This is a genomic window from Candidatus Protofrankia datiscae (assembly GCF_000177615.2).
Taxonomy (GTDB): Bacteria; Actinomycetota; Actinomycetes; order Frankiales; family Frankiaceae; genus Protofrankia; species Protofrankia coriariae.
Genome location: NC_015656.1, coordinates 125393 through 146856 on the forward strand (window position 1 = coordinate 125393; position 21464 = coordinate 146856).

15 protein-coding genes, 2 tRNA genes and 1 pseudogene are annotated in these 21464 nt (G+C 67.0%); 7 read left to right on the forward strand and 11 right to left on the reverse strand.

Translation table 11 applies throughout. The annotated features are described in order from the left end of the window. Positions 1-422 precede the first annotated feature (422 nt). The 6 genes from FSYMDG_RS00460 to FSYMDG_RS00485 form a co-directional block, all read right to left on the reverse strand. Positions 423-5273 (reverse strand): FtsK/SpoIIIE domain-containing protein, encoded by a 4851-nt coding sequence (locus FSYMDG_RS00460; protein WP_013871667.1) that lies wholly within the window; start codon positions 5271-5273, stop codon positions 423-425. Between the two features lie 464 nt (positions 5274-5737). After that, positions 5738-6469 (reverse strand): HdeD family acid-resistance protein, encoded by a 732-nt coding sequence (locus tag FSYMDG_RS00465; RefSeq protein WP_013871668.1) that lies wholly within the window; start codon positions 6467-6469, stop codon positions 5738-5740. Positions 6470-7024: 555 nt separating this feature from the next. Next, positions 7025-7113, reverse strand: a tRNA-Ser gene (locus FSYMDG_RS00470). Between the two features lie 127 nt (positions 7114-7240). Beyond that, on the reverse strand, positions 7241-9538 hold the full coding sequence (locus FSYMDG_RS00475) for a [protein-PII] uridylyltransferase (protein WP_013871669.1): 2298 nt from the start codon (positions 9536-9538) through the stop codon (positions 7241-7243). A gap of 219 nt (positions 9539-9757) precedes the next feature. Then, a complete protein-coding gene (locus tag FSYMDG_RS00480; protein ID WP_043602660.1) occupies positions 9758-10096 on the reverse strand; it encodes a P-II family nitrogen regulator in 339 nt (112 codons plus the stop codon). Positions 10097-10098: 2 nt separating this feature from the next. Next, a complete protein-coding gene (locus tag FSYMDG_RS00485) occupies positions 10099-11394 on the reverse strand; it encodes an ammonium transporter (RefSeq protein ID WP_013871671.1) in 1296 nt (431 codons plus the stop codon). A 431-nt stretch (positions 11395-11825) separates the two neighbouring features. On the opposite strand from FSYMDG_RS00485, the gene FSYMDG_RS00490 reads away from it, so the two are divergent. Continuing rightward, entirely contained in the window at positions 11826-12977 is a 1152-nt protein-coding gene (locus FSYMDG_RS00490; RefSeq protein ID WP_013871672.1) for an NlpC/P60 family protein, read from the forward strand. 50 nt (positions 12978-13027) lie between these two features. On the opposite strand, the gene FSYMDG_RS00495 is transcribed toward FSYMDG_RS00490, so the two are convergent. Next, positions 13028-13789, reverse strand: a complete 762-nt coding sequence (locus FSYMDG_RS00495) for a metal-dependent transcriptional regulator (RefSeq protein ID WP_013871673.1) — start codon at positions 13787-13789, stop codon at positions 13028-13030. Between the two features lie 391 nt (positions 13790-14180). Between FSYMDG_RS00495 and FSYMDG_RS27670 the strand changes: the two genes are divergently transcribed. The 4 genes from FSYMDG_RS27670 to FSYMDG_RS00515 all read left to right on the forward strand — a co-directional run bounded on the left by FSYMDG_RS27670 (position 14181) and on the right by FSYMDG_RS00515 (position 16001). Then, positions 14181-14471 carry a transposase gene (locus tag FSYMDG_RS27670; RefSeq protein ID WP_043602641.1) on the forward strand — a complete coding sequence of 97 codons (291 nt, stop codon included), beginning with the start codon at positions 14181-14183 and terminating at the stop codon, positions 14469-14471. A 17-nt stretch (positions 14472-14488) separates the two neighbouring features. Then, a complete protein-coding gene (locus FSYMDG_RS00505) occupies positions 14489-15379 on the forward strand; it encodes an IS3 family transposase (protein ID WP_237703101.1) in 891 nt (296 codons plus the stop codon). Beyond that, positions 15376-15585: a DUF3039 domain-containing protein gene (locus tag FSYMDG_RS29080; protein WP_043602667.1), complete on the forward strand. Its 210-nt coding sequence runs from the start codon at positions 15376-15378 to the stop codon at positions 15583-15585. Before FSYMDG_RS00505 ends, FSYMDG_RS29080 begins: the two co-directional genes overlap by 4 nt. 343 nt (positions 15586-15928) lie before the next feature. Further along, positions 15929-16001, forward strand: a tRNA-Arg gene (locus tag FSYMDG_RS00515). Between the two features lie 193 nt (positions 16002-16194). On the opposite strand, the gene FSYMDG_RS00520 is transcribed toward FSYMDG_RS00515, so the two are convergent. The 3 genes from FSYMDG_RS00520 to FSYMDG_RS22425 form a co-directional block, all read right to left on the reverse strand. Then, the gene (locus FSYMDG_RS00520) at positions 16195-16734 is read right to left on the reverse strand and encodes a cysteine hydrolase (RefSeq protein WP_013871675.1); all 540 of its coding nucleotides are present in this window, start codon (positions 16732-16734) and stop codon (positions 16195-16197) included. Next, positions 16731-17936, reverse strand: a complete 1206-nt coding sequence (locus FSYMDG_RS23665) for a hypothetical protein (protein ID WP_013871676.1) — start codon at positions 17934-17936, stop codon at positions 16731-16733. Before FSYMDG_RS23665 ends, FSYMDG_RS00520 begins: the two co-directional genes overlap by 4 nt. A 112-nt stretch (positions 17937-18048) precedes the next feature. Continuing rightward, complete coding sequence (locus FSYMDG_RS22425) at positions 18049-18441, reverse strand: GntR family transcriptional regulator (protein ID WP_013871677.1); 393 nt, start codon at positions 18439-18441, stop codon at positions 18049-18051. 275 nt (positions 18442-18716) lie between these two features. Between FSYMDG_RS22425 and FSYMDG_RS00530 the strand changes: the two genes are divergently transcribed. After that, complete coding sequence (locus FSYMDG_RS00530; RefSeq protein ID WP_013871679.1) at positions 18717-18926, forward strand: hypothetical protein; 210 nt, start codon at positions 18717-18719, stop codon at positions 18924-18926. A gap of 175 nt (positions 18927-19101) precedes the next feature. On the opposite strand, the pseudogene FSYMDG_RS00540 reads toward FSYMDG_RS00530, so the two are convergent. Beyond that, a pseudogene (locus FSYMDG_RS00540) lies at positions 19102-19308 on the reverse strand (IS3 family transposase); the annotation flags it as partial. Between the two features lie 589 nt (positions 19309-19897). On the opposite strand from FSYMDG_RS00540, the gene ltrA reads away from it, so the two are divergent. After that, entirely contained in the window at positions 19898-21175 is a 1278-nt protein-coding gene (gene ltrA / locus FSYMDG_RS00545) for a group II intron reverse transcriptase/maturase (RefSeq protein WP_013871682.1), read from the forward strand. Positions 21176-21464: the final 289 nt, after the last annotated feature.

Genomic DNA, 21464 nt, shown 5'->3' on the forward strand with positions numbered 1-21464 from the left:
GGCCGGCCTGGCCTGGGAAACAGGCCGGTCACCAGGTGACTCCTGATCGGGATCTGCGTCACGCCCGGGAAGACGGTTGTCGGACACCGCTACTTCATAGCATCATTCGGCTGGAAGACGCGCACACGCTTTGACGCCTGTATGTTTTCAGAGCAAATATCATGATAGTGATCATCGGATGGGATCGGCTCTGTGACAGGACGGACGCGCGTCGAGGGCGGCAGTCGCCGGATTGTCATCCGATGCTTCTCTACCGTTTGTCCAATGTTCTTTCCTGGTGAGTGCGCGAAGGGCCGTCAAAAGTTCTTCGATCGAAAGCCATAGTGATCCACGGGGATCTGTAGGGCGATTCTTCCTGTGATGATGTCATGATTCGTACCGTTATAGGAGAAAAGTCCGATCTGGTCATTACAGTGGTGTCCTTATTCGTGGTAGGCGATCTGAATCGGCGTTGTTTTTCCCCGGCGGACGAACAGGCCCCGACCGGGCGGCGTGCCGCCCCCGGTGTTACGCGACAGCCGGATGCCGAACAGATCGCCGTCGCTGGGCGCTCCCGGCGCGAGGATCACCCCGCATCGTGACCGGCGGGCGTCCACCATGAACCCCCGGTACTGGCTGGTCAGATCCCCGGTGGTGCCTGCGGCGACGAACGCGCATCCGCTGTCACGCGCGGTCCTGAGAAACTCGGTTACGCGATCGGCGACCGGGGCCGTGGCCAGCAGTTCCGCATCATCCATGATCACAACCAGGCCGCCGGACGGGCTGGCCGCTGCCAGCGCCGCGTCAATGCCGGCAGCCCCTGCATCCGCGCCCAACAGGTCGATCACACCTGGTCGGTCCGCGAGCGTGGACAGCGGCGAGCGTCGCGGGGTCAGTAGCAGCAGTCGGGCACCGCCCGCCAGCAGGGATTCCGCCATGGTCAGCAGCGCCGAACTGCGGCCCGAACGCGCGGGCCCAGCGATGACGAAGCCTGGTCCGTCGGCGGTGAGATCGATCTCAACCGGGGCGAGTTCGTCACCGCCCGCACCGATCAGAGCCACCAGCGACGCTGGCTGCGGACCCGGCCAACTCGCCGGCGCCGACGGCTGCCCGGCCGGCAGCGGGCCCTCGGGTCCGTCCACCTGCGCGCCCATCGGCTGGCTCAGCTGTGGGCGCGGGTTCGGATCCAGGCGTGCCGGCGGGCCCGTCTGTGAGCTGTGTTCCGACTCCGGACGCAGCGCCTCGGTCTCGGTGACCGTGATACGTGCTGGCAGCACGTCGATGCGGAACGGGCGGCCGTGGTCTTCACGGGCACCGGTGCCTGGCCCGGCCGGTACGCCGTCTCGCGCGGCAGCCGCCTCGGCCAGCCGGTGCAGCGCCGCCACCTGCGCCCGACCGGACGGATCGTCGTCGAGCAGGGCGATCTGGGTCTCGACCGATCCTTCGAGCTGGAACCCCCGGCCTGGCGGCAGGTTGTCCGGTACAGCCGCGGGTGCGAGACCCACCAGTGTGTAGTCGGACCTGTCAGCCATCCGCAGCATGAACCTGTTCTCGATCGCCGCGCTGAACCGTCCGGAGGCGCTGCGCCGGTCGCCGGTCATGATGACCCGGATGCCGACGGACGGCCCTTCCCGCAGGACCCGGGTCAGCATGTCCACAAGCGCTCCACCGTCGGCTTCCTCGAAGGAGGCCAGAAAACCTTCGAACCGGTCGATCAGCAGGAGCAGATACGGTAACGGATGTTCAGGATCGGCCGATCGCTGCTCGGCGAGATCGGCGTATCCCCGGACGGCGAAGATCTCCTGGCGTTCGACGATCTCGCCGATGATTCGGGTGAGCAGCCGCTGGACCCGTTCCGGCGTGTCCCGGCTGACCACGGCTCCGGTGTGCGGTAAGTGAACCAGCGGCGCCAGAGCGTTGTTGCCGCAGTCCAACGCGTACAGGTGCACATCTTTGGAGGAGATGGACGCGGCTATCGAGCCGGCGATGGTACGCAGAGCCGTCGACCGTCCGGACCGTGGCGCACCGACGAACAGCAGGTGGCCCCCGTTGTCGATGTCGATCGTGTAGGGAAGCTGCGCCTGGCGGTCGCAGTGGTCTGCCAGTCCGATCGGGACGGGAGGCAGCATGCCCGGGCTACCACTGTGCGGCTGCGAGGAGATACCGCCGCTGTGCGGCCGCCGGGAGACGACGTGTGGTCCCTCAGAGCTGGATTCGGACGTGGATGTGGTGACTGTCCGTAGGGTAAGACGTTCCGGTAGCGGTGGTAACCAGGGGCTGCACCCGGGTTCGACCCTCAGGATGGTGGACGCGTCCCGGACCGCTTCGACGAGCGTCTTCAGATCGGTGATCTCGTTGTCGGCCGTCCGTGGCCGAGGGGGAGCCGGCGCAGGCTGTCCCAACGCGGTCCAGGTCAGCGCGGTGACCCAGGGCGGAGTCAGATCATCGCCAGCGGTGCCAGCGGTGCCAGCGGTGCCAGCGGTGCCAGCGGTGCCAGCGGTGCCAGCGGTGCCAGCGGTGCCAGCGGTGCCAGCGGGTCGGCGGCCTCCGACCCGTCCGGACTGGAAGGGGACCAGGGATGCGTGCCCGAGACGGGCGTAAGCCCGTCCGGGGGTCGACGGCGAGATGCGTGCCGCGTCGGGTGTGCCGATGACGTCAGTGCTCTCCGACGCGTCGGTGACGCGCAGCGCGATCCGCAGGTTCGTGTTCGCGCGGATCTCGGGAGACACCACGCCGCTGGGCCGCTGCGTAGCGAGCAGCAGGTGGATGCCCAGCGAGCGACCTCGTTGCGCGATGTTGACCAGACCGGTGACGAAGGCGGGCAGTTCCCGGGCGAGCGAGGCGAACTCGTCGATGACCAGCAGCAGCCGGGGCAGCGGCAGCAGTGGCCCGCCGCCGCGTGCCCGTGCGTCGCCGGCGGTGACCAGGAGGGTGTACTCCTCGATGTCCTTCGCGCCGGCATCGGCCAGGATGTGCTCACGCCGCCGTAGCTCCGCCGACAACGATTCCAGGGCGCGGCCTACCAGATGTGTGTCGAGGTCGGTCACCATGCCGACGGTGTGCGGGAGCCGGACACAGTCGGCGAAGGCGCTGCCGCCCTTGTAGTCGACGAGTACGAACACCATCGCGTCCGGCCGGTTGGCCACAGCCAGTGACGCCACTATCGACTGCAGCAGCTCGGACTTGCCAGAGCCGGTAGTACCGGCGATCAGCCCGTGCGGGCCGTCGCGGCGCAGGTCCAGCGTGAGCGGGCCGTCGAGGGAGAGGCCCACGGGGAAGGCGGTGCTGCGGGGAAGGACCTGCCAGCGGGCGGCCACCGCCGCCGCGGTCGGAGGCTCCAGGTTGATCACATCGAGGAGGCGGGCGGAGACCGGAAGTGATCCCTCATCGTCCCCGCCGACGTCGCGTACCGGCGCCAGAGCGCGGGCAAGACGTTCGCACCAGGCCGCGGCACCACTGACCGTGAGCGTCAGCTCGGGATCGGGGGAGGCCGCCGTGGCGAGAAGGTCCGGGCGGACGTCGTGGACGATCTCGGTGCGGGTCTCCACGACCCGCAGGCCTGTCGGGGTCTCCTCGGCCACGGCCTGGCATTCCTCGGGCAGCAGCCGGATGTCGCGGTCCAGGCAGATCGAGCGGATGCCCAGCGCCGGCCCGTCCCGCAGCAGGGAGATCACGCCGGGGATGGAGCGTAACCGGCGGGCTCCGTCCATGATGACCAGCACGTCCGGGCCGTCGGTGAGCGGGTTCGCACCGCCCGGCCGCGCCCGTGCCTCGGCCCGCGTACCCAGCTGGCCGAGCAGCTCCCCGACCCGCCGGGCCCGCGACTCGTCGTCCGTCCCGAGCAGGACGGTGGTGTCCTGGCCTTCGGTTGGGCGGCAGTGTGGCAGCCAGCGCACCCAGTCCCAGGCCTGCTTGCCGGAGCTGTCCGTGAGCACGCAGATCGCGAGATCGCGTGGGCTGTGCAGGACGGCCGCCTGCGCGGCCAGCCAACAGGCCAGCACCCGCGGGAGGTCGCCGCGGCCGGCGATACCGACAACGCCGCGTTCGGGCAGGGCGATCGTCACCGGGACGTCGGGGGCTGTCCAGGTGATCTCGCGTTTGTGTTCCTGTGCGGCCGGGTCCTCCATGACGACCTCGCTCGGCAGGTCGGCGGTGCCCAGCCGCAGGTGCAGATAGTCGGGGTCGTCCCGGCGGCGTTCCCACAGGCGTCCGCGTGGCCCGGTGGCGGTGAGCAGAACGCTCGCCGGGTCGGGGAAGTCGCCGCGGCGGGCTGTGCGTTCGGCGAGGAGCGCCTGCTCGGCGTCGGCCTCGACGTCCTGACGCCGCTTGTGATATTCGGCCAGCTGTTTACGGTAGCTGCGCTTGCCGTGCCGGTTACCCGAGACGTACATGCCGATCATACCCAGTGGGCCGATGACAGCCATCAGCAGGAAGTAGTACTGGCGGAGGACAAAGGCCATCGTGACGCCCGCAACCAGCGGAAGCGTCGCCATCAGGAGCGGCATGGGACGCCGCTCCGGCTCGGACGGCTCGCCGGGCAGCTTGTACCGTGTCCGCCGGATCGGCGGCAGCAGCCGGGGCGGCCGGTTGAAGTCCAGCCCCGTCCCGTCGTCGGACGGTTTGAGCGCGGCGTCCGCCCGGCTCGGAGCGCCTATCGCCAGCAGCACGGATCCGACCGTGAGCTGGGTGCTGCTGGCGGGCAGGTCGACCGCGCCGACCAGGGGCTCACGTTCGACGAGCACGCCGCCGGTGTCCGGCCCGACAGGGCCGACAGAGGTGACAGAGGTGACGGCCGGTGTGATCCGGCATGCGCCGTCCACCGTCACGGTGATCGTCATGGCTTCGGCGGCGGTGTCCGGGTCGTCCAGGCGCACGGCGCAGGTCTCCGCGGTGCCGACCGTGAACTCACCGGGGCCGAGCCGGTGGACGACCCCGGCACCCGGCCCGCTGATCACACGGACCTCGACCAGGCCCGGTGGTTCGGGCGGAAGACAGGCCGCTGGTGAGTCAATGCTGATCAGAACGCCGTCCCGGATCGGTGAGTCGCCGACGGTGAGCGTCTCGCCGACCGCACGGCCCTCGACGAACAGGCGTGGTCGACGTGTGGGGAGAGCCGGCACGCTCGGACGGACGTGCCGTACCAGCGTGTCGGCGATCAGACCGACGGGCACGTCCGGATCGGTGTCGAGCAGGATGTCCGCGCTGACGTCCTGGGCTGGGTAAGCCACGGTGAGTGTCAGGCGCATGTAAGTACGATACGGCGTGATGCCGACAAAACGGGATGTGTCCACCATGCCCCGTGTCAGCCTTGGGCAGCCGGGACTCCGACAGTCGAATCCCGACCGTGACAGACCGCTCTGAAGATGGCCGACCGGCCCGTCACGGTCGATCGGCCATCGCCGACGGCCTCATGGCCAGTGCCCCCTCTACGCGCTCACCGCCGGGAAGCCCGCGACCGGGAAGCCCGCGACCGGGAAGCCCGCGACCGGGAAGCCCGCGACCGGGAAGCCCGCGACCGGGAAGCATCGCGGTCGAGAACGGGCCAGGGACCGACGTCCCCGGCCCGTCGTATGGGTCGGCCCGTGGCGACGATGGCGGTCGAGCCTGCCGCGAACCCGCGAGCGGATTTCCGCGGATCGCGTCGGTGACCTGGAGACCGGCTACGCATGGTGCTCCCTCGTCAGGGCCCGTTTCTGGGAGGGGCGGAACGTGTGTCACCGCCCCTCCCGAGGCTTATGTCCATTTTCCAGGATTTATGTCACCGTCCTTCCGAAAGAGATCTGCGGGCTCGGCTCTCCTCCGCTCGTCCGGCCTCCGCTCGTCCGGACTCGCGGGTTGCACCGGTACCGAATCCCACCGGCGGGAGATGACCTTCGGAAAAGGCCGGAAGGTCCCCTCGGAGGCCACGTTTCCGGAAGGACATCGCGATTTTCGTCAGGCCTGTGGCGAGGGCCGCGAGCCCCACCCACAGGACCAGCAGAGAGATCGAGAACCGCGGATAGCTGACGGCCCAGAAACCGACACCGATCTCGAGTACGCCGATCGCCAGCGGCATCCACCACTGGGCTGTTCCGCGAGGGTCCTCCCCGGCCGCGCCGTAACGTTCGGCCCGTCTCGCGACGAAGGAGTTGACGATGTCATAAACACCTTTGATCAGGAAGTACCAGGCCGCGATCCTGGCCACCACCGGGAAGGTCGGGCGGGACCAGACCAGCGCGACTATACCGCCGGCGACGAGGAGGACGGCGAGCAGGACATGGGACCATCGCCAGTCCCGCGCTGTCACCGACGCCGCCAGCAGTTCACTGGCGGCGCTGAGGAGCAGGACGATTCCCAGAAGTATGGCGACCGAGCGAACCGTGGTCAGACCGAACTGTGGAATTGCCAGCGCAAAAAGGACAAAGGCGATCCCTGCGGCGAGCAGATACCACCATTGAACCTTCGTGGTACGGCCCTGAGCGTGGCCCGCCGGCGTTGCCGCGAAACGCATGGCAGCTCCTTTCGAGTCATCGGGCTCTCGAACATGACCGACTCCCGCGGATACGGGCGTCGGTCGCCGAAGTGCGTGGTCGAGTCGGTGATGCCCCCGCTCGCAGGCTTCACGCCATACCAGTGCCGCGAATCATGACGCGTATGTCGGCGGACCGGCCGCCGCCGGTCGACTTCGTGGGTGAATGACGAGATTGGTGGCTGCTTGCCGTCCCGCCGACGGTCGCACGGTTTCCAGCATTCGTCCGTGTATATCCGCTTCGCCGACGGCGCCGATCTCGCCCTCGTGTCCGAGCGGCTCGGTTACTCAGCGCCATCGGTTACTCAGCGCCATCGGTTACTCAGCGCCATCGGTCGCGGGTGCGCTGTACACCGACCTGCTGCGCTCGGCCGGTCAGCAGGCGGCCGAGACGATCTCAGCGGCGATCCTGTGGACGGTGCGACATGCCCACAACGCGCCTACGAAGATCATGAACGGTTCGACGAAAACTGATCAAAAAGAGCGTTTTGCCTGGTCACGGCGCCAACCGGACGGGTCGACGCCGTGAGCGAAGAGCGGAGGCTCCGGGATTTGAACCCGGGAGGGGGGTTACCCCCAACCGCATTAGCAGTGCGGCGCCATAGACCGGACTAGGCGAAGCCTCCAACGTGCTTTCTGAGTATAGCCACCACCTCCGGTGTGACTTTGCCGCCCTCTCCCGGGCCCGCGGACGGCTCCGGCGAGGCCGGGCGCTCGGCGCATCCGCGGACGGCACGCTCGGACACAGGGCGCTCATCCGAGCGCGGCCAGGACGCGGTTCGCCACCTCCTCCCGCCGCCCGGGCCTCCCCACGGTGCTGCCGTCGGCCTCCCGTACGTAGAAGGCGTTCACGACGTCGAGACCGATCGTGGCCACGATCGCGGTACGCACGCCGAGCCCGGCGTCGGTGAGCGCGCGGACCATCCGGAACAGCACCCCGGCACGGTCGGGCGTCCGTATCTCGACCACCGTGTCGGATCCGGAGTCGTCAAAAATGATTTTTGGTGGCGCGGGCGGCAGCCGGCGCCGGGCGGCCGCGTATGCCTGTTCCCGGCCGGCGATCCTGGCGTCCAGGTCGACCCGGCCGGCGAGGACCCGCAGCAGGTCACCGCGCAGCTTCCCGGCGCTGGGCCCCCCGTCGTGCGTGCTCGCCACCGCCGCCTGCAACAGCGCCCGGCCGTTCTCGCCGCGGGCGGAGGCACGGTGTACGTCCAGCCGGTTGACGGCGAGCACTCCCGTGGTGGCGGCCAGCAGCCCGGGACGGTCGGGCGCCACCACCACGATCTCGAACATCGAGTCGTCCGGCAGCGGGTTGACCGCCACGTGGTAGTCGTCCGGGAGCGTGAGAAGAGCCCGTTGACGGTCGGTGAGGGCGGGCGGGCACGGCGCACGCCCGCCGCTGTGGACCGCCATCGCCCGCTCCACCAGGTCGCCCACCAGCCGTGCCTTCCACGGGCTCCAGGCCGTCGGGCCGGTGGCGAGTGCGTCGGCCTCGGTCAGGGCGTGCAGCAGGCCGAGGATCCGGGGGCTGCCGGCGGCCCGGGCCACCGCCTCGATGGTCGCCGGGTCGTCGATGTCCCGCCGGGTCGCGGCCTCGATGAGCAGGAGGTGCTGGCGCACCATCGTGACCAGCACGTCGGCGTCCGCCGGCGGGAGCCCGAGCCGTGGCGCGAGATCGTGGACGATCTTGACTCCCACGTCGGTGTGGTCGCCGGGCCGGCCCTTGCCGATGTCGTGCAGCAGGGCGCCGAGCAGCAGCAGGTCGGGCCGGTCGACCTCGCGGGTCGACGCCGCCGCGGCGGCGGCTGTCTCCAGCAGGTGCCGGTCGACGGTGAAGCGGTGGTAGGGATTGCGCTGCGGCCTGCTGCGCACCGCCTCCCACTCGGGCAGCAGCCGGACGAGCAGCCCGACCTGGTCGAGTGCCTCCATGGCGCCGATCATGGCTGGGCCGGTGGCGAGCAGGGCCACCAGGGCCTGCCGTGCCGCGTCCGGCCACGGTGCCGGCATGGGTGGGGCTTCGCGGGCAAGCCGGTTGAGGGCGTATCGGCCGATGGGGATGCCGGCCCGGGCCGCCGCGGCGGCGGCCCGCAGGACCAGCGCGGGATCGCGGGTGGGATCGGCGTCCCGAGCGAGCTGCGCCTCGCCGTCCTGCTCGACCACGTCCTGGTCGAGGGGCCGGCGGACCGGGGGGCCGGGGCGCCGGCGCGCGGACGAGCGCAGGCCTGCCGAGACCCGGTACCAGGTGGTGTCCCAGGTCCAGGAGATCGTACGGCCCGCGTCGGCGGTGGCGTGGGCGAGCGCGAGCTGGTCGGGATAGCCCAGAGCGGCCGCGACGGCGGCCTGGTCCTGCAGCAGCAGCCGGTCCTGCCGGCGGCCGTGCGCGAGCCGGCGGATCTCGCCACGGGCGTCGAGGAGCACCCGGTGCGCTTCGAGTACCCGCGCGGGCGGGGTCTCGGCGGCCCACGCGGTGGCGAGCGCGGCCAGGGCATGGACGTCCCGCAGACCACCGCGGGCCTGTTTCAGGTCCGGTTCGAGCAGGAAGGCGACGTCGCCGTGGCGGCGGGCCCGGTCGGCGACCAGGTCCGCGAGTTCGGGCAGGCGATGGGGGGAGCGGGCCCGCCAACGGGCGCGGACGCGCTCGAGCAGCGACCCCACGAGGACGCGGTCACCGGCGATCGGGCGGGCCGTCAGCAGGCCCAGCGCTGCCTTCAGGTCGTCGTCGGCGACCGCGACGGCCTCGTCGACGGTACGGACGCTGTGGTCGAGGCCGATCCCGGCGTCCCAGAGCGGATACCAGAGGGTGTCGGCGATGCCGGTGACGTCGTCCCGGCGGCCGTCGTGTAGCAGGACGAGGTCGAGATCACTGCCGAGGACGGGTTCGCCCCGTCCGTAGCCACCGACCGCCAGCAGGGCGACGCCGGGGCCCGGCTCGCCAAAGAGGTCACGCAAAGTGGTGTCCGCGATGCCCATGAGAGCGTGGCGCAGCGCTGGTCCGACGATGCCGCCGAACTCCTCGGAGCGGCCGGTGAGCGCCGCCAGTCGGTTCGTCACCAGGGGCTGACCAAGTTCATCGCTGTCGGTAGTTCATCACTGTTCGCTGTGAGAAGAGTGTCCCTGACCATCAGGAGAGTCTCCGGCCGGTCCGGCGGTCGACGGCCCACACCGATCAGGCCGTCGGTCACCGGACGTGGGCAGCAGGTCCGGCAGGGCCGGCGGCGGCGCGGTGGTGTTTCTTTCGTGCCGCCGCCGGCGGCGGATGGCTCCGGAACGCTACAGCGCGTCCGATCCGCGTTCACCGGTGCGTACCCGTAGGACGGTTTCGACCGGTACCACCCAGATCTTGCCATCGCCGATCTTCCCGGTCTGGGCGGACGTGGTGATGGCGGTTACCAGTTCCTCGACGGCGTCGTCCTCGACGAGGATTTCGATCTTTATTTTCGGGACGAAGTCGACCTTGTACTCGGCCCCCCGGTACACCTCGGTGTGGCCCTTCTGCCGGCCGAAGCCCTGGACCTCCGAGATGGTCAGACCGTGTATCCCGAGGTTTTCCAGCGCGGTTTTCACGTCCTCCAGCCTGAACGGTTTGATCACCGCGGTCACCAGCTTCACGCTCACGCCTTGACCTCCTCGGATACCTGCACCGGAGTAGCCGACCCGGACGCGCCGCCGCTACCGGTACCGCCCCCGGTGAAGGTGAGGCGGTAGGCGGTCTCGCCGTGCTGCGACTCGTCGAGGCCGATTTCCTCCTCCTCGTCGCTCACCCGGAGCCCCCAGACGAACTTGATTGCGTAAGCTATGATCGCGGTCGCGACGGCGGAGTAGGCGACGGTTGCCCCGACGGCGAGCGCCTGCTCACCGAAAACGCTCCAGGGGCCGCCGTAGAAGACACCGTCCTTGCCGTTCGGGTTCGTGTCGACGGTGGCGAAGAGCCCGGTCAGCAGCGCGCCCAGGACACCGCCGATCAGGTGGACGGCGCCGACGTCGAGCGAGTCGTCGATCCCCACCCTGCCCTTGATGGCGGTGGCCAGCGCACACACCACGCCGGCGATCGCGCCGACCGCGATGGAGCCCAACGGCGAGACGAAACCACACGCGGGGGTGATCGCGACCAGGCCGGCGACGGCTCCGGAGGCGGCGCCCAGGGCGGTGGCCTTGCCGTCGCGCAGCCGTTCGACGGCGATCCAGCCGAGCAGGGCCACACCGGTGGCGATCTGGGTGTTCAGGAAGGCGTACCCGGCCACCTTGTTGGCGCCGAGAGCCGAGCCGGCGTTGAAACCGAACCAGCCGAACCACAGCAGGCCGGTGCCGAGCAGGACGAACGGGACGTTGTGCGGCCGGAAGTCACCGGCGGGCCAGCCCCGGCGCTTCCCGAGCGCGACAGCCAGGACGATCGCCGCGATACCGGCATTGGCATGGACGACCGTGCCACCGGCGAAGTCCAGCGCGCCGCGCTTGTACAGCCAGCCGGTGCTCGCCCAGACCCAGTGGGCTATCGGCGAGTAGACCAGGACGGACCACAGGACGACGAAAACGGCGAAGGCGCTGAATTTTATCCGGTCCGCGGAGGCGCCGGTGATGAGAGCGGGTGTGATGATCGCAAACATCATCTGGAAGGAGACGAAAACGACCGCCGGTATCGTCGTGTCGCTTGCGGTCAGATCCTGCAGACCGACGAAGTCGAAGCCGCCCCAGAACTTGTTGCCGGAACCGAAGGCGATACTGTAGCCGACGACGGTCCAGACGAGGGTCACGATGCCAATAGTGAAGAAATTCTGTACCAGAATGCCCAGAACGTTCTTCGCCCGGACCATGCCACCGTAGAAGAACGCGAGCCCGGGGGTCATGAGCAGTACCGCTCCCGAGCTTGCGAGTATCCAGGCGGTGTCGCCCGTGTCCAATGCAGCCATGTCTCTCCCGTCGGTCGCCCCGCGTGCCCGCGTGGATCATGCTCACCGGTCCGCGGCCCACCCGCCGTCCCGGATCCTTCGGCCGAAGATTCGATAGGATCTGTTCCGGATCGGTATCTTCCCTGTTTCCGATATGTGAAATCGCTAAATTGGGCGATTCGTGGCTCGTTCTGACGGAGCCGTGGCGAGCATCACATCGCCCTTCGTGACTTCCGGCGCGTTTGCGTGATCCTACTTGCTCTGACGGGCTACCGTGCTTCTCTGTGTGTGATGGTTTGGCTACGGATTGCTACCGTTGCGGTGACACCGGTTGGCGTGTCTCGTTCGTCCGGAGATCTCGCGAGCGCCGCGCGTTGCGAGGGCCGGGCCGTGTCCTTGCCGCCCCAGGGGATGCGCTGGCCGTCCCGGAGGTCCCAGGGAGCTGTCGCCGGGTGTTCGGACGGCTTCCGGGAGCCCTGGGTCTGATCAGCATTCTCGCTGGGGGGATCATACTGCTACCGGGCGCCGCCACGTCGGCCAGAGCCGACGACATCGACACGATCAACAGAGATATAGCGGCTGCCCAGCAGCAGCTCACCGAACTGACTCACTCGACCGAGGCGGCGACCGAAGCCTTCAATGCCGGGCGGCTGCGGCTGAGCGCCGCCGAGCAGGCCGTATCGACGGCCACCGAGAACGTCCGACGCGCGGGGAACGCTGTGCGGGCCGCGGCGGACAGACGCCGCGCGCTGGGATCCGCCACCTACCGTTCGGGCGGTCTCGAACAGCTCTCGGTGCTGTTCTCCGGTGACCCCGGCACGGCGCTCGACCGGGTGGGCGCGATGGACTCCCTCGCCCGCCGTGGCCGGGCCGCTGAGATCGAACTGCGCTCGGCCCGCCACGACCTGACCGGCGCGCAGGCTGCCGCGCAGGAGGCGCTTGCCGAGCGGCAGCGCGAAACCGCCTCCCTCGAAGAGCGGAAGAAGCGCATCGAGGCGTCGGTGACGGCGCAACGTGCGTTGCTCGACGATCTGGTCGCCCGGCACGCCGAGCTTGTCCGCCAGGCGCATGCCCGCGAGGAGGCGGCCCGTCGGGCGGGCGAGCTGGCGGCCGCCGCGGCCGCGCAGGCGCAGGCGCGGGCGGCCGCGGCCGAGCGGGACCAGTTGCGCAGCCGCAGCGACCTGATCGGCAGCACCAGCCTCGGATCCACCGGTACCTCCGTCGCGCCGGCCCGCCCGCCCGCGATCGGGAGCGGCGGGGCGGTGGTCGCGGTCGCGCAGGCCCGTGCGCAGCTGGGCAAGCCGTATGTGTGGGGGGCGGCCGGGCCGGACGCCTTCGACTGCTCGGGGCTCACCCAGTGGGTGTGGGCGAAGGCAGGAGTCGCCCTGTCCCATTTCACCGGTGCCCAGTGGAACGAGGGACGCCGGGTCTCCCGCGGCGAACTCATACCGGGCGACCTGGTCTTCTTCGGCGAGGATCTACACCATGTGGGGATCTACGTCGGCAACGGGAGCATGATCGACGCGCCGCGAACGGGAACGGTGATCCGCCTCGAACCGGTCTGGTGGGAGACGTACGCCGGCGCGGTGCGCCCCGGTGCCTGAACCCGGCCGGTGCCCAGGCCTCGCGCCGGATGATGACGCTACGTATGCGCTCAGGTGTGAGGGGCGGCGTCAGAGTGTTCGACGTACACGAGCCCTGCCGCACGCCGTGAGATCTCGGTGGTTGGCGCTTCCTGCCCTGGGTTCTGGCCCGAGGTGCTGGCCTCCTCAGCCAGGGCGACCGCGTCCGAGGAGAGGACCTCGACGATGTCACCGCCCCCGCGGATGACGAGCCTGGCGCCAGGTAGCACCTCGCCGTCCCGGAGCTGACGCATGGTTCGTTCGTCCGTCTGCAATCGTTCGGAGATCCAACTGACCGTGACCGAGGTCGTCCTGGAGCTGGTGAAGTCGGTGGCGGCCAGCAGGCTCAGCGGTGCCGGGGGCCGCGGCCCCACCGGGCGGTCGAACGAACCTGCCGGGATCACGTTCCCGAACGGGCATTTCTTCGGGTCACCGAGTATTTCGGTGAGCCGCGCCTCCACCTCGTCGGAGATCACGTGTTCCCACCGGCAGGCCTCGTTGTGGACGAGTGCCCAGTCCAGACCGATCACCTCGGTGAGGAGCAGTTCGGCGAGGCGGTGTTTGCGCATGACCGCGGTCGCGCGGACCAGCCCCTTCTCGGTGAACTGCACGGTGCGGTCGTTGGCGAGGGCGACCAGACCCTCGCTGGCCAGTCGTGAGGTGGACTCGCTGGCCGCGGGAGCACTGACGTGCAGTCTTTCCACCAGGCGCGCACGCAGCGGCGGGATGCCCTCTTCCCTCAGTTCATAGAGGGTACGGAGGTACATCTCGGTACTGTCGATCAGTCCAGTCACCGGGCTCCTTCGTCCAGCTTCAAGGGTACGCCTGTGAGGGCGGACCCACCTAGGTGCGAGGGCCGTCCTGTCCGCGCCGTTCCCAGGCTGGTTGTCCGTTGCCGGGCCTCGACCGGCCGGATCGTCCGCAAGGCCTGCCAGGGGCCTCGTGCGGTCCTGTGTGGTTGCTCCGGATCGCCGTCGGCCAGTCCGACCCGGCGGGCCGGTCGCCGGTGGGAACCAGCCGGCGGGATCGGCGGATCGGCGTCTCGGCGCGAGTCATACACTGCGGTGTATGAGCTCGACCCAGATCGCACCGGAGACCACTCACGGCAGCACGGACGAGGGTTGGAGTGATCCCGCTTCCGTGGACAGCGAACCTGAGGTTCGCTGTCCATAGGGAAGGAGCGTCATGGGGTCAGCTCGCCGGAAGTTCACCCAGGAGTACAAATCCGAGGCAGTAAGGTTGGTGCTCGACTCGGGCCGGTCGGTGACCGAGGTCGCGAAGAGTCTGGGTATCCACGAGACCACGTTGGGAAACTGGGTGAAGAAGGCGAAGGAGAACGGCGAGACCGAGGAGCGGCCGCTGTCGGTGTCGGAGCGCGCGGAACTTGAGGAGCTCCGGAAGAAGTACGCGCAGGCGCAGATGGACATCGCCTTCCTAAAAAAAGCGGCGAGCTTCTTCGCGAGCGAGCAGAAGTAAAGTTCGAGTTCATCTCGATACACGCTCCGAAGAAGCCTGTGTCCGCCGACGGCGCGAACACCTTTCCCGTCGACTACATGTGCAAGAAACTCGACGTGTCCCGACAGGGCTACTATGCGTGGAAGAAACGCGGCCCGTCTCGGAGGGAGAAGGACGACGCCACCTTGTCGACCATGATCAGAGCTGTTTTCGACCGTCACGAGGGGCGGTACGGCGTGCGGCGGATCTTCCACGAGATCCGCCGCCAGGGCGTCGCCGTCGCCTACAAGCGGGTCCAGCGGCTGATGGCGACGATGGGCCTGGTCAGCGTGCATCCGCGTCCCCGCCGGCCGGTGACGACGGTGCAGGCCGCGGACTCCTCATCGCTGCCTGATCTTGTCGGCCAAGACTTCGCCGCGTCCGCACCGAACCAGTTGTGGTACGGCGACATAACATATATTCGCACCTGGGATGGCTGGGTGTACATGGCCTCCGTCATCGACGCGTTCTCTCGGAAGATCGTCGGCTGGGCGGTCGCCGATCACATGCGCACCGAACTCGTTCTCGACGCGCTTCGTATGGCCGTCACCCGCCGGCGGCCACCCGGCGGCGTCATATTCCACGCCGACCGAGGCGGTCAGTACACCAGCCGTGAGTTCGTCGCCTTCTGTCGCGACAACAACGTCCGAAACTCCGTCGGCCGTACCGGGATCTGTTTCGACAACGCCGCGGCGGAGTCCTTCTGGGCCACCCTCAAGAAGGAGTTCGTCCACCTCCACCCGTTCGATACCATAGACCGCGTCCGGGCGGGGATCTTCGAATATGTCGAGATCTACTACAACCGGCAGCGGTTGCACTCCTCGATCGGCTATCTCACGCCTGTCGAGTTCGAGGAAGAATTTGACGGACAAACACTTCGTGCTGCATAGTTAGGACTGTCCACGAAAGTGGGAACCCTCCAGGTAACGACTTCGCCCACTACGCGCGCCACGAGGAGATCGTCCGGGCTTCCATCGAAGGTGGACGCGTGACCGCGCTGTGTGGTTACAGGTTCGAGCCGGTGCGTGATCCTCAGCGGTTCCCGGTATGCCCGAAATGCAAGGAGCTTGTCGAGCTGGCCGAACAGCTTGGCTGACCGCCCCGGGCGGCCCCGTTCCGATCGCCCCTTCCCGGGCCATGGTCACGGCTGGGCGTAGGCCAGGACGCGGCTCGCGGCGGCCCGTGCCGCGCTACACGCTGCCGGTGTCTGCCTGCCGCGAGAGCTGCTATGAGTGTCGATCACGGTAGTGATCGGCAACAGGACGGATGGTGACGGATGGTGGCCGAGGCTTCTCTGACGCTGTGACTCGTCCCATCTGATCCGCCCACGTGACCGGCCACGTACGACCGGGACGACGGATGATGCGTAAGCTGGGATGCCGTCGGGCCTCCTCACGATGCCAGGCCCGCCCTTGTGGTCCTGTTCCTGTAGTAGCCCCGCCCTTGTAGCTCAGTGGATAGAGCGACCGCCTCCTAAGCGGTAGGCCGCAGGTTCGATTCCTGCCAGGGGCACACAGCCCGTCTGACCTGCGCGGATGCAGCCGGCGCCGCCGATCGTCGAGAAGCGCTCCGGTCGCAGTCCTACTAACTTTCGGCATCCGTGCGACGCGCCCGGCGAGCACGGCGCCCCGGCGCCGCGCGCAGTCCGGAGCGTGGCGGCTCGGCCGGTGTCCCGTTCGGCGTAGCGCCGGTCTCCGAGATCTGATCAAAGAGTGATCGGGATCTGGGCTTGTGTCACGAGTTGGCGACGGCCGATGAACTTAGTGGCCAGGAGGATGCCCGCATCGTGGACATCCGGCCCGGAGTGGCTCGCGCTCGCGTCTGTCACGATCCACGGTGTCAGGTCGCGCTCAAAGGCATCTACAGCAGTCTTGAGGACGCAACTGTTCGTGTCGATGCCGCAGATGTAGAGGTCAGTCCAGCCATGTTCCTTGATCAGTGCGGTGCCTTCCTCGTTGAAGAGGGTGTAGATCGTCTTGTCGACCACCGCGGTTGCTTTCGCGGCGTGGGGTATCAGATCATCGACGATGTCTGTTGCCGGTGACTCGCGTAGCTGGGTCCAGCCCATCAGCCGCTCGTATGGGCTTCCGGGGAAGTTGAGGTACCGCGTGAAGATGGTGGCGCGACCGGCATCATGCCAGCGTTGGACAAGATCCACGATAATCGGTACAACGGGCCGTGAGTGTTCGGTCAGGAATCCGTTCTGAACGTCGATCACTACCAGCACCGGTGATTTGCTGTTCATCCTTGCCCTCCGTCTGCCGCTTCTCGTAACGTCTCAACCGCGTGGGCAAGGTGTCGAGACAGGCCGCTCGTTTCTACGATCGCTTCACGCATCGATCGGTGTTGTGACGTCTCCTGCGGGCGTTCGGTGGTCAGCCTGGACCGAAGTCCCCTCACGAACCGCCATCCATATTCGGCGGGTACGACCGGATCTCGTCCCCGTTCGACTGCTGATCGTATCGAATTACAGTAGGACCATGCGGCTTGCACCGACAGTTCGCATGAGATGAGCTCATGTTCAGTCAGTGCTCGTGCCGATGCGGTGGGGTGGTAGACAATGCCCGACCACGATGCGAACCCGAACGATATCCCTTTCATTCCGAATTCCATGATTTCGGGGTGGTTGAATCCTTCCCGTAGTAGCGACTGCTCGACGAGTTCGGCATGTGCCTGAGACGATCCTTGGTGGTCATCCTCGCGTTCGAGCAGGACACGGGGGATACACAGAAGCCGAAGTGCGCTGTCGAGACGGGTTCCATCCCATGGCGCCGACTCGACCCAGTAGGTGCTCAAGACGTACGGCTCATCGCGCACGGGGGCTTCGATGCGTTCTTCGAGGTGGCGGGTAGCCCAATCGATGTTCTCCGGGTAGGAGACGCGGCGCCAGGCGGAGATCTCGGCTACAGACGACGGTGTCAGGTCCTCAATCAAGTGGTAAACCACGACCCCGAAGGGCCATACGTACATGGTGCAAGTCCCTGCGTCTCCGTCGGTAACCGGCGTTGAATAGCACTCGGTCCACTGTCGGTCGGCGGGTGACGCCCGTACCGCCGTCCTGATGTTTTCGGCGGCCTGGGCGCCAACATAGATCGGGATGAACTTGTGACTGGAGAGCTTAAAGGTCGATGACTCGCTGACAGGTCGCAGGCTGCCGAATAAGTCGTGCGGGCTTTTTTCGAAGAACTGGCAGTACAGTCGCGAGTAGAATTCGTCGGGCGATCTTATCTGCCCACTTTCCAGCCGGTATATCTGTTTCTTGATGTTTTCTTCGCCGGGCGACGGCCAACTTTTGGACAGGCAGAACCGGTGTAGCTCCTTCGCCAGGCGGGGTCTTCCCCATCCGTGCGACGTTCGCAGCTCAAGGAGCACGCGGTTCGGTGTGGGCGCCGATGTCGTCGCCGTGCTTGATGTCCCTATGTCCATGACCGCTGTCCTGATGTCCATGGACGGATGTCCTGTCCCTGCCTGTACCGGCTGTCACCTGTGCGGTGAGTCGTTGAGCGGTCATTCTTGGGACATGCACGAATCAACCGAATGGCGCCTTCGGCCGGCCGACTCATTTGTCCTCCGAGGTGAGATGGTTCATCGCCTCGTCGACACGACGCTCAACTTCGGCGAGTCCGGTAGAAACATCGTTCAGTTGTTTTCGGAGTCTGGCGACATCCGTCTGAATCTCGCGCAGCTCTTCGCCTGGCGCCGGCGCGCGGGGCTCGTTACAGACGTAGGCGCCGCTGTTTGCCTTGATGTGCACGCGCCCTCTGGCGCTCAGCAGTCGAACGGCGGCCTGAGCCGTGTTGATCGCGATGCCGTAGTCGTTGGCGATCCGCCGGTAGGACGGAAGCGGGCGGTCCGGCGGGTACTTGCCCGCATCGATCGCGGCTTCGAGTTGATCGGCGACGCGGTGGCTGGCGTGACGCCTGTCGCTGACTGGGGCCCCTGACTCTTCCACTGCATCAGCGTATCCATCCGTCTCAAGACGGTGGCTTGACACGACACGACAGCGATGGCACTGTCTTAAGACAGTTCAACCGTCTTGACACAGAGGCCCCGGCGCTCAGCCGGCAAGCACCGCGCCGGGGTCTCGTGATCCGTCCCGTTTGGAGGAAGGACCGTTATGAAGCATGCCCTGTTGGGGGCTCCCCGGGCTGAGGATCTGGGGGATGCCGTGGCGCGTGAGGTGGAGCGGCTCGCGCGTGAGCTGCTGCGTCGTCGTGGTGGTGTCCGGTGAGCAGGCGGCAAAAGGCGAAGGACGCGGTGACCGAGGTGGTCCGGCCGCGGCGGGGTGAGCGGCGGGACGTGCCGTCGCCGACGCGGCGGGCGGTGGTCAAGGCCGCGCTGACCGCGCCGGTCGCCACGGCGCTGTTCGAGTCGCAGCAGTCGGAAGAGCTGTCGTTGGAGACGTCGCGGTCGCGGGGGGCGCGCAATGGCCGGTGAGCAGACAGCGATACGGGAAGCGGTGGTGCGGGACGCGCTGCACGCCGCGGTGGCGCCGGTGGACCCGCCGGTTCCGGCTGGAGCGCCGGTGCGGCCGGTGCCGCGTCGGGAGTCCCCGACCGTTCCGTCCGGTACCGGTACCGTGGAGGGTTCCCACTTTCGTGGACAGTCCTAACTATGCAGCACGAAGTGTTTGTCCGTCAAATTCTTCCTCGAACTCGACAGGCGTGAGATAGCCGATCGAGGAGTGCAACCGCTGCCGGTTGTAGTAGATCTCGACATATTCGAAGATCCCCGCCCGGACGCGGTCTATGGTATCGAACGGGTGGAGGTGGACGAACTCCTTCTTGAGGGTGGCCCAGAAGGACTCCGCCGCGGCGTTGGTGTGTCCTGAAGGGAGCTGGATGAGGTTCTGAGGTAGAAGGCAGAGCACTCGATAGCAACCATGCTGTTGTGGAGATGAGGGTAGGCCCTTCGGCATCGGCATGCAGGTGCTGGTGTCAAACCGCCACGAGTTGCTGTGGTGAATGAGCCATGGTGGTGAACGTCCGTGGAAAAGCCATCGCGAGAGGCGGCAGGTATGAGCCAAGAAGGCGAACGAGAGTGAACCATCGATGACGTGTCGTTAAGCCAGGTGGCATCAAAACCAGGGCCTTAATGCTGCCCTGGGATAAGTCAGAGGGAAACCTGCCTACTGCTCTGGCGGTGCCCGGCATGAAGATGGCGCGAGCTTGGCTTGGGCTCTGCAACGGAACAGGAGAACTCCTCGGCACGACATGGGTCCCGCGGATTGGAGCGAGGATCCACCGGGAGACCGGCAAGCGGCTAATCCGCGAGTCGCAGAGTACCGGGTGCGGGCCAGGAGGGCGGAACGTCCCGTACTAGTGATGAAGCGCCTGTAATGGGCGCGGAGCGCAGGGGACGTGCCGTCGAGTGTCGTCCAGCAATCAACCAGCAACGGGAGGAATTGCGTGGGCGAGACAAGACCAGCGGGCAAGTCGTTTGACATTCCGAAGACGCTGATATGGGAAGCATACCTGAAGGTCAACGGCAACAAGGGAGCGGCAGGGGTCGACGGGCAATCTCTAGCGGAATTTGAACAGGATCTTCGGAACAACTTGTTCAAGCTCTGGAACAGGATGTCGTCGGGGAGCTATTTCCCGGAGCCAGTGAAAGCCGTCTCCATCCCGAAGCCAGATGGTGGCACACGGATCCTCGGAGTGCCCACTATCGCCGACCGGATAGCACAGACAGCCGTGGCCATGATCCTGGAGCCGGACGTGGATCCAGTGTTCCACGCCGATTCCTACGGTTATCGTCCAGGAAAGTCTGCGCTGGACGCGGTGGAGGTGTGCAAGCAGCGGTGCTGGCGGCACCCCTGGGTGGTCGATCTCGATATCCAAGGGTTCTTCGACAACGTTCCGCACGCGCAGATCATCGCCGCAGTGGAGAAGCACGCGAATCTGACATGGGTTGTGCTGTACGTGAAACGGTGGCTCGTCGCGCCGGTTCAGCATCCGGACGGCAGCCGTGTCACTCCCATCAAGGGAACTCCACAGGGCTCGGCGATTTCACCGTTGTTGTCGAATCTCTTCCTGCACTACGCTTTGGACTACTGGCTTGCCAGGAGATTTCCAGTGGTGCGGTTCGAGAGGTACTGCGACGACATCATCCTACACTGTTACAGTCAGCGGCAGGCGAAGTACATTCGCGACGTCGTTGAGAAACGGTTGCTGGAGTTCTGGTTGCGCTGTCACCCGGACAAGACTCGGATCGTCTACTGCAAGCAGGACGGACGCGACGAAGAGCACCCGGTAACGAGCTTCACGTTCCTGGGTTTCGACTTTCATCGTGCGCCCATCCGGCGACGTGATGGCGTGCTGATGTGCGGGTTCGTCCCGTTGGTCGGCAGGGCGGCGCTGAAGTCGATGGCACGGGTCATCCGGCAATGGAAGCTGGGTCGCAGGACCAGTCTGGGTTTTCGGGGACTCGCCGCGATGGTCAATCCCATCGTGGCGGGGTGGATCGGCTACTACGGGCGCTTCTACAAGTCCAGGCTGATGCACTTCCTAAGTCAGCGGATCAACCCTTTCCTCGTGAAGTGGGCGATGCGGAAATACAAACGATTGCGCCGCGCCAAAGGGAGAGCTCGTCGGAAATTGGCCGAGATAGCGTCGGCGTTCCCGGCGATGTTTGCTCACTGGAAGCATGGCGCGATGCCTACTGGTTCGACGGTGGGAGCCCGGTGACGGGAGACTGTGCGCCGTCTAACTCGGCGCCAGATCGCCCCCGCAGGGGGCAGAGGTTCGGGAGGAGGTGACCTCTGGGCCACCCGTCTTACCTGAACGGGAAACCGGGAGGGGACAAGAGCATGACGGGAAAGCGCGGGGTGCCGTGAAGGCGCCGAAGGCACGGCCGTGCAAGGCCCGCGTGATACGGCGAAGGCCAGACTGCTTGAAGCCCAGTCTCCAGCGGTGCAAACGTTCACACCTCCCGACACGGCGTCTGTTGTCGGGGCCGTCGGCATAGGAGCGATTC

Coding starts and splice junctions, on each gene's coding strand:
- FSYMDG_RS23665 (WP_013871676.1), bottom strand. CDS start 17,936: ATGGACATCAGGACAGCGGTCATGGACATAGGGACATCAAGCACGGCG.
- FSYMDG_RS00460 (WP_013871667.1), bottom strand. CDS start 5,273: ATGGTGGACACATCCCGTTTTGTCGGCATCACGCCGTATCGTACTTAC.
- FSYMDG_RS27670 (WP_043602641.1), top strand. CDS start 14,181: ATGGGGTCAGCTCGCCGGAAGTTCACCCAGGAGTACAAATCCGAGGCA.
- FSYMDG_RS00485 (WP_013871671.1), bottom strand. CDS start 11,394: ATGGCTGCATTGGACACGGGCGACACCGCCTGGATACTCGCAAGCTCG.
- FSYMDG_RS00465 (WP_013871668.1), bottom strand. CDS start 6,469: ATGCGTTTCGCGGCAACGCCGGCGGGCCACGCTCAGGGCCGTACCACG.
- FSYMDG_RS00520 (WP_013871675.1), bottom strand. CDS start 16,734: ATGAACAGCAAATCACCGGTGCTGGTAGTGATCGACGTTCAGAACGGA.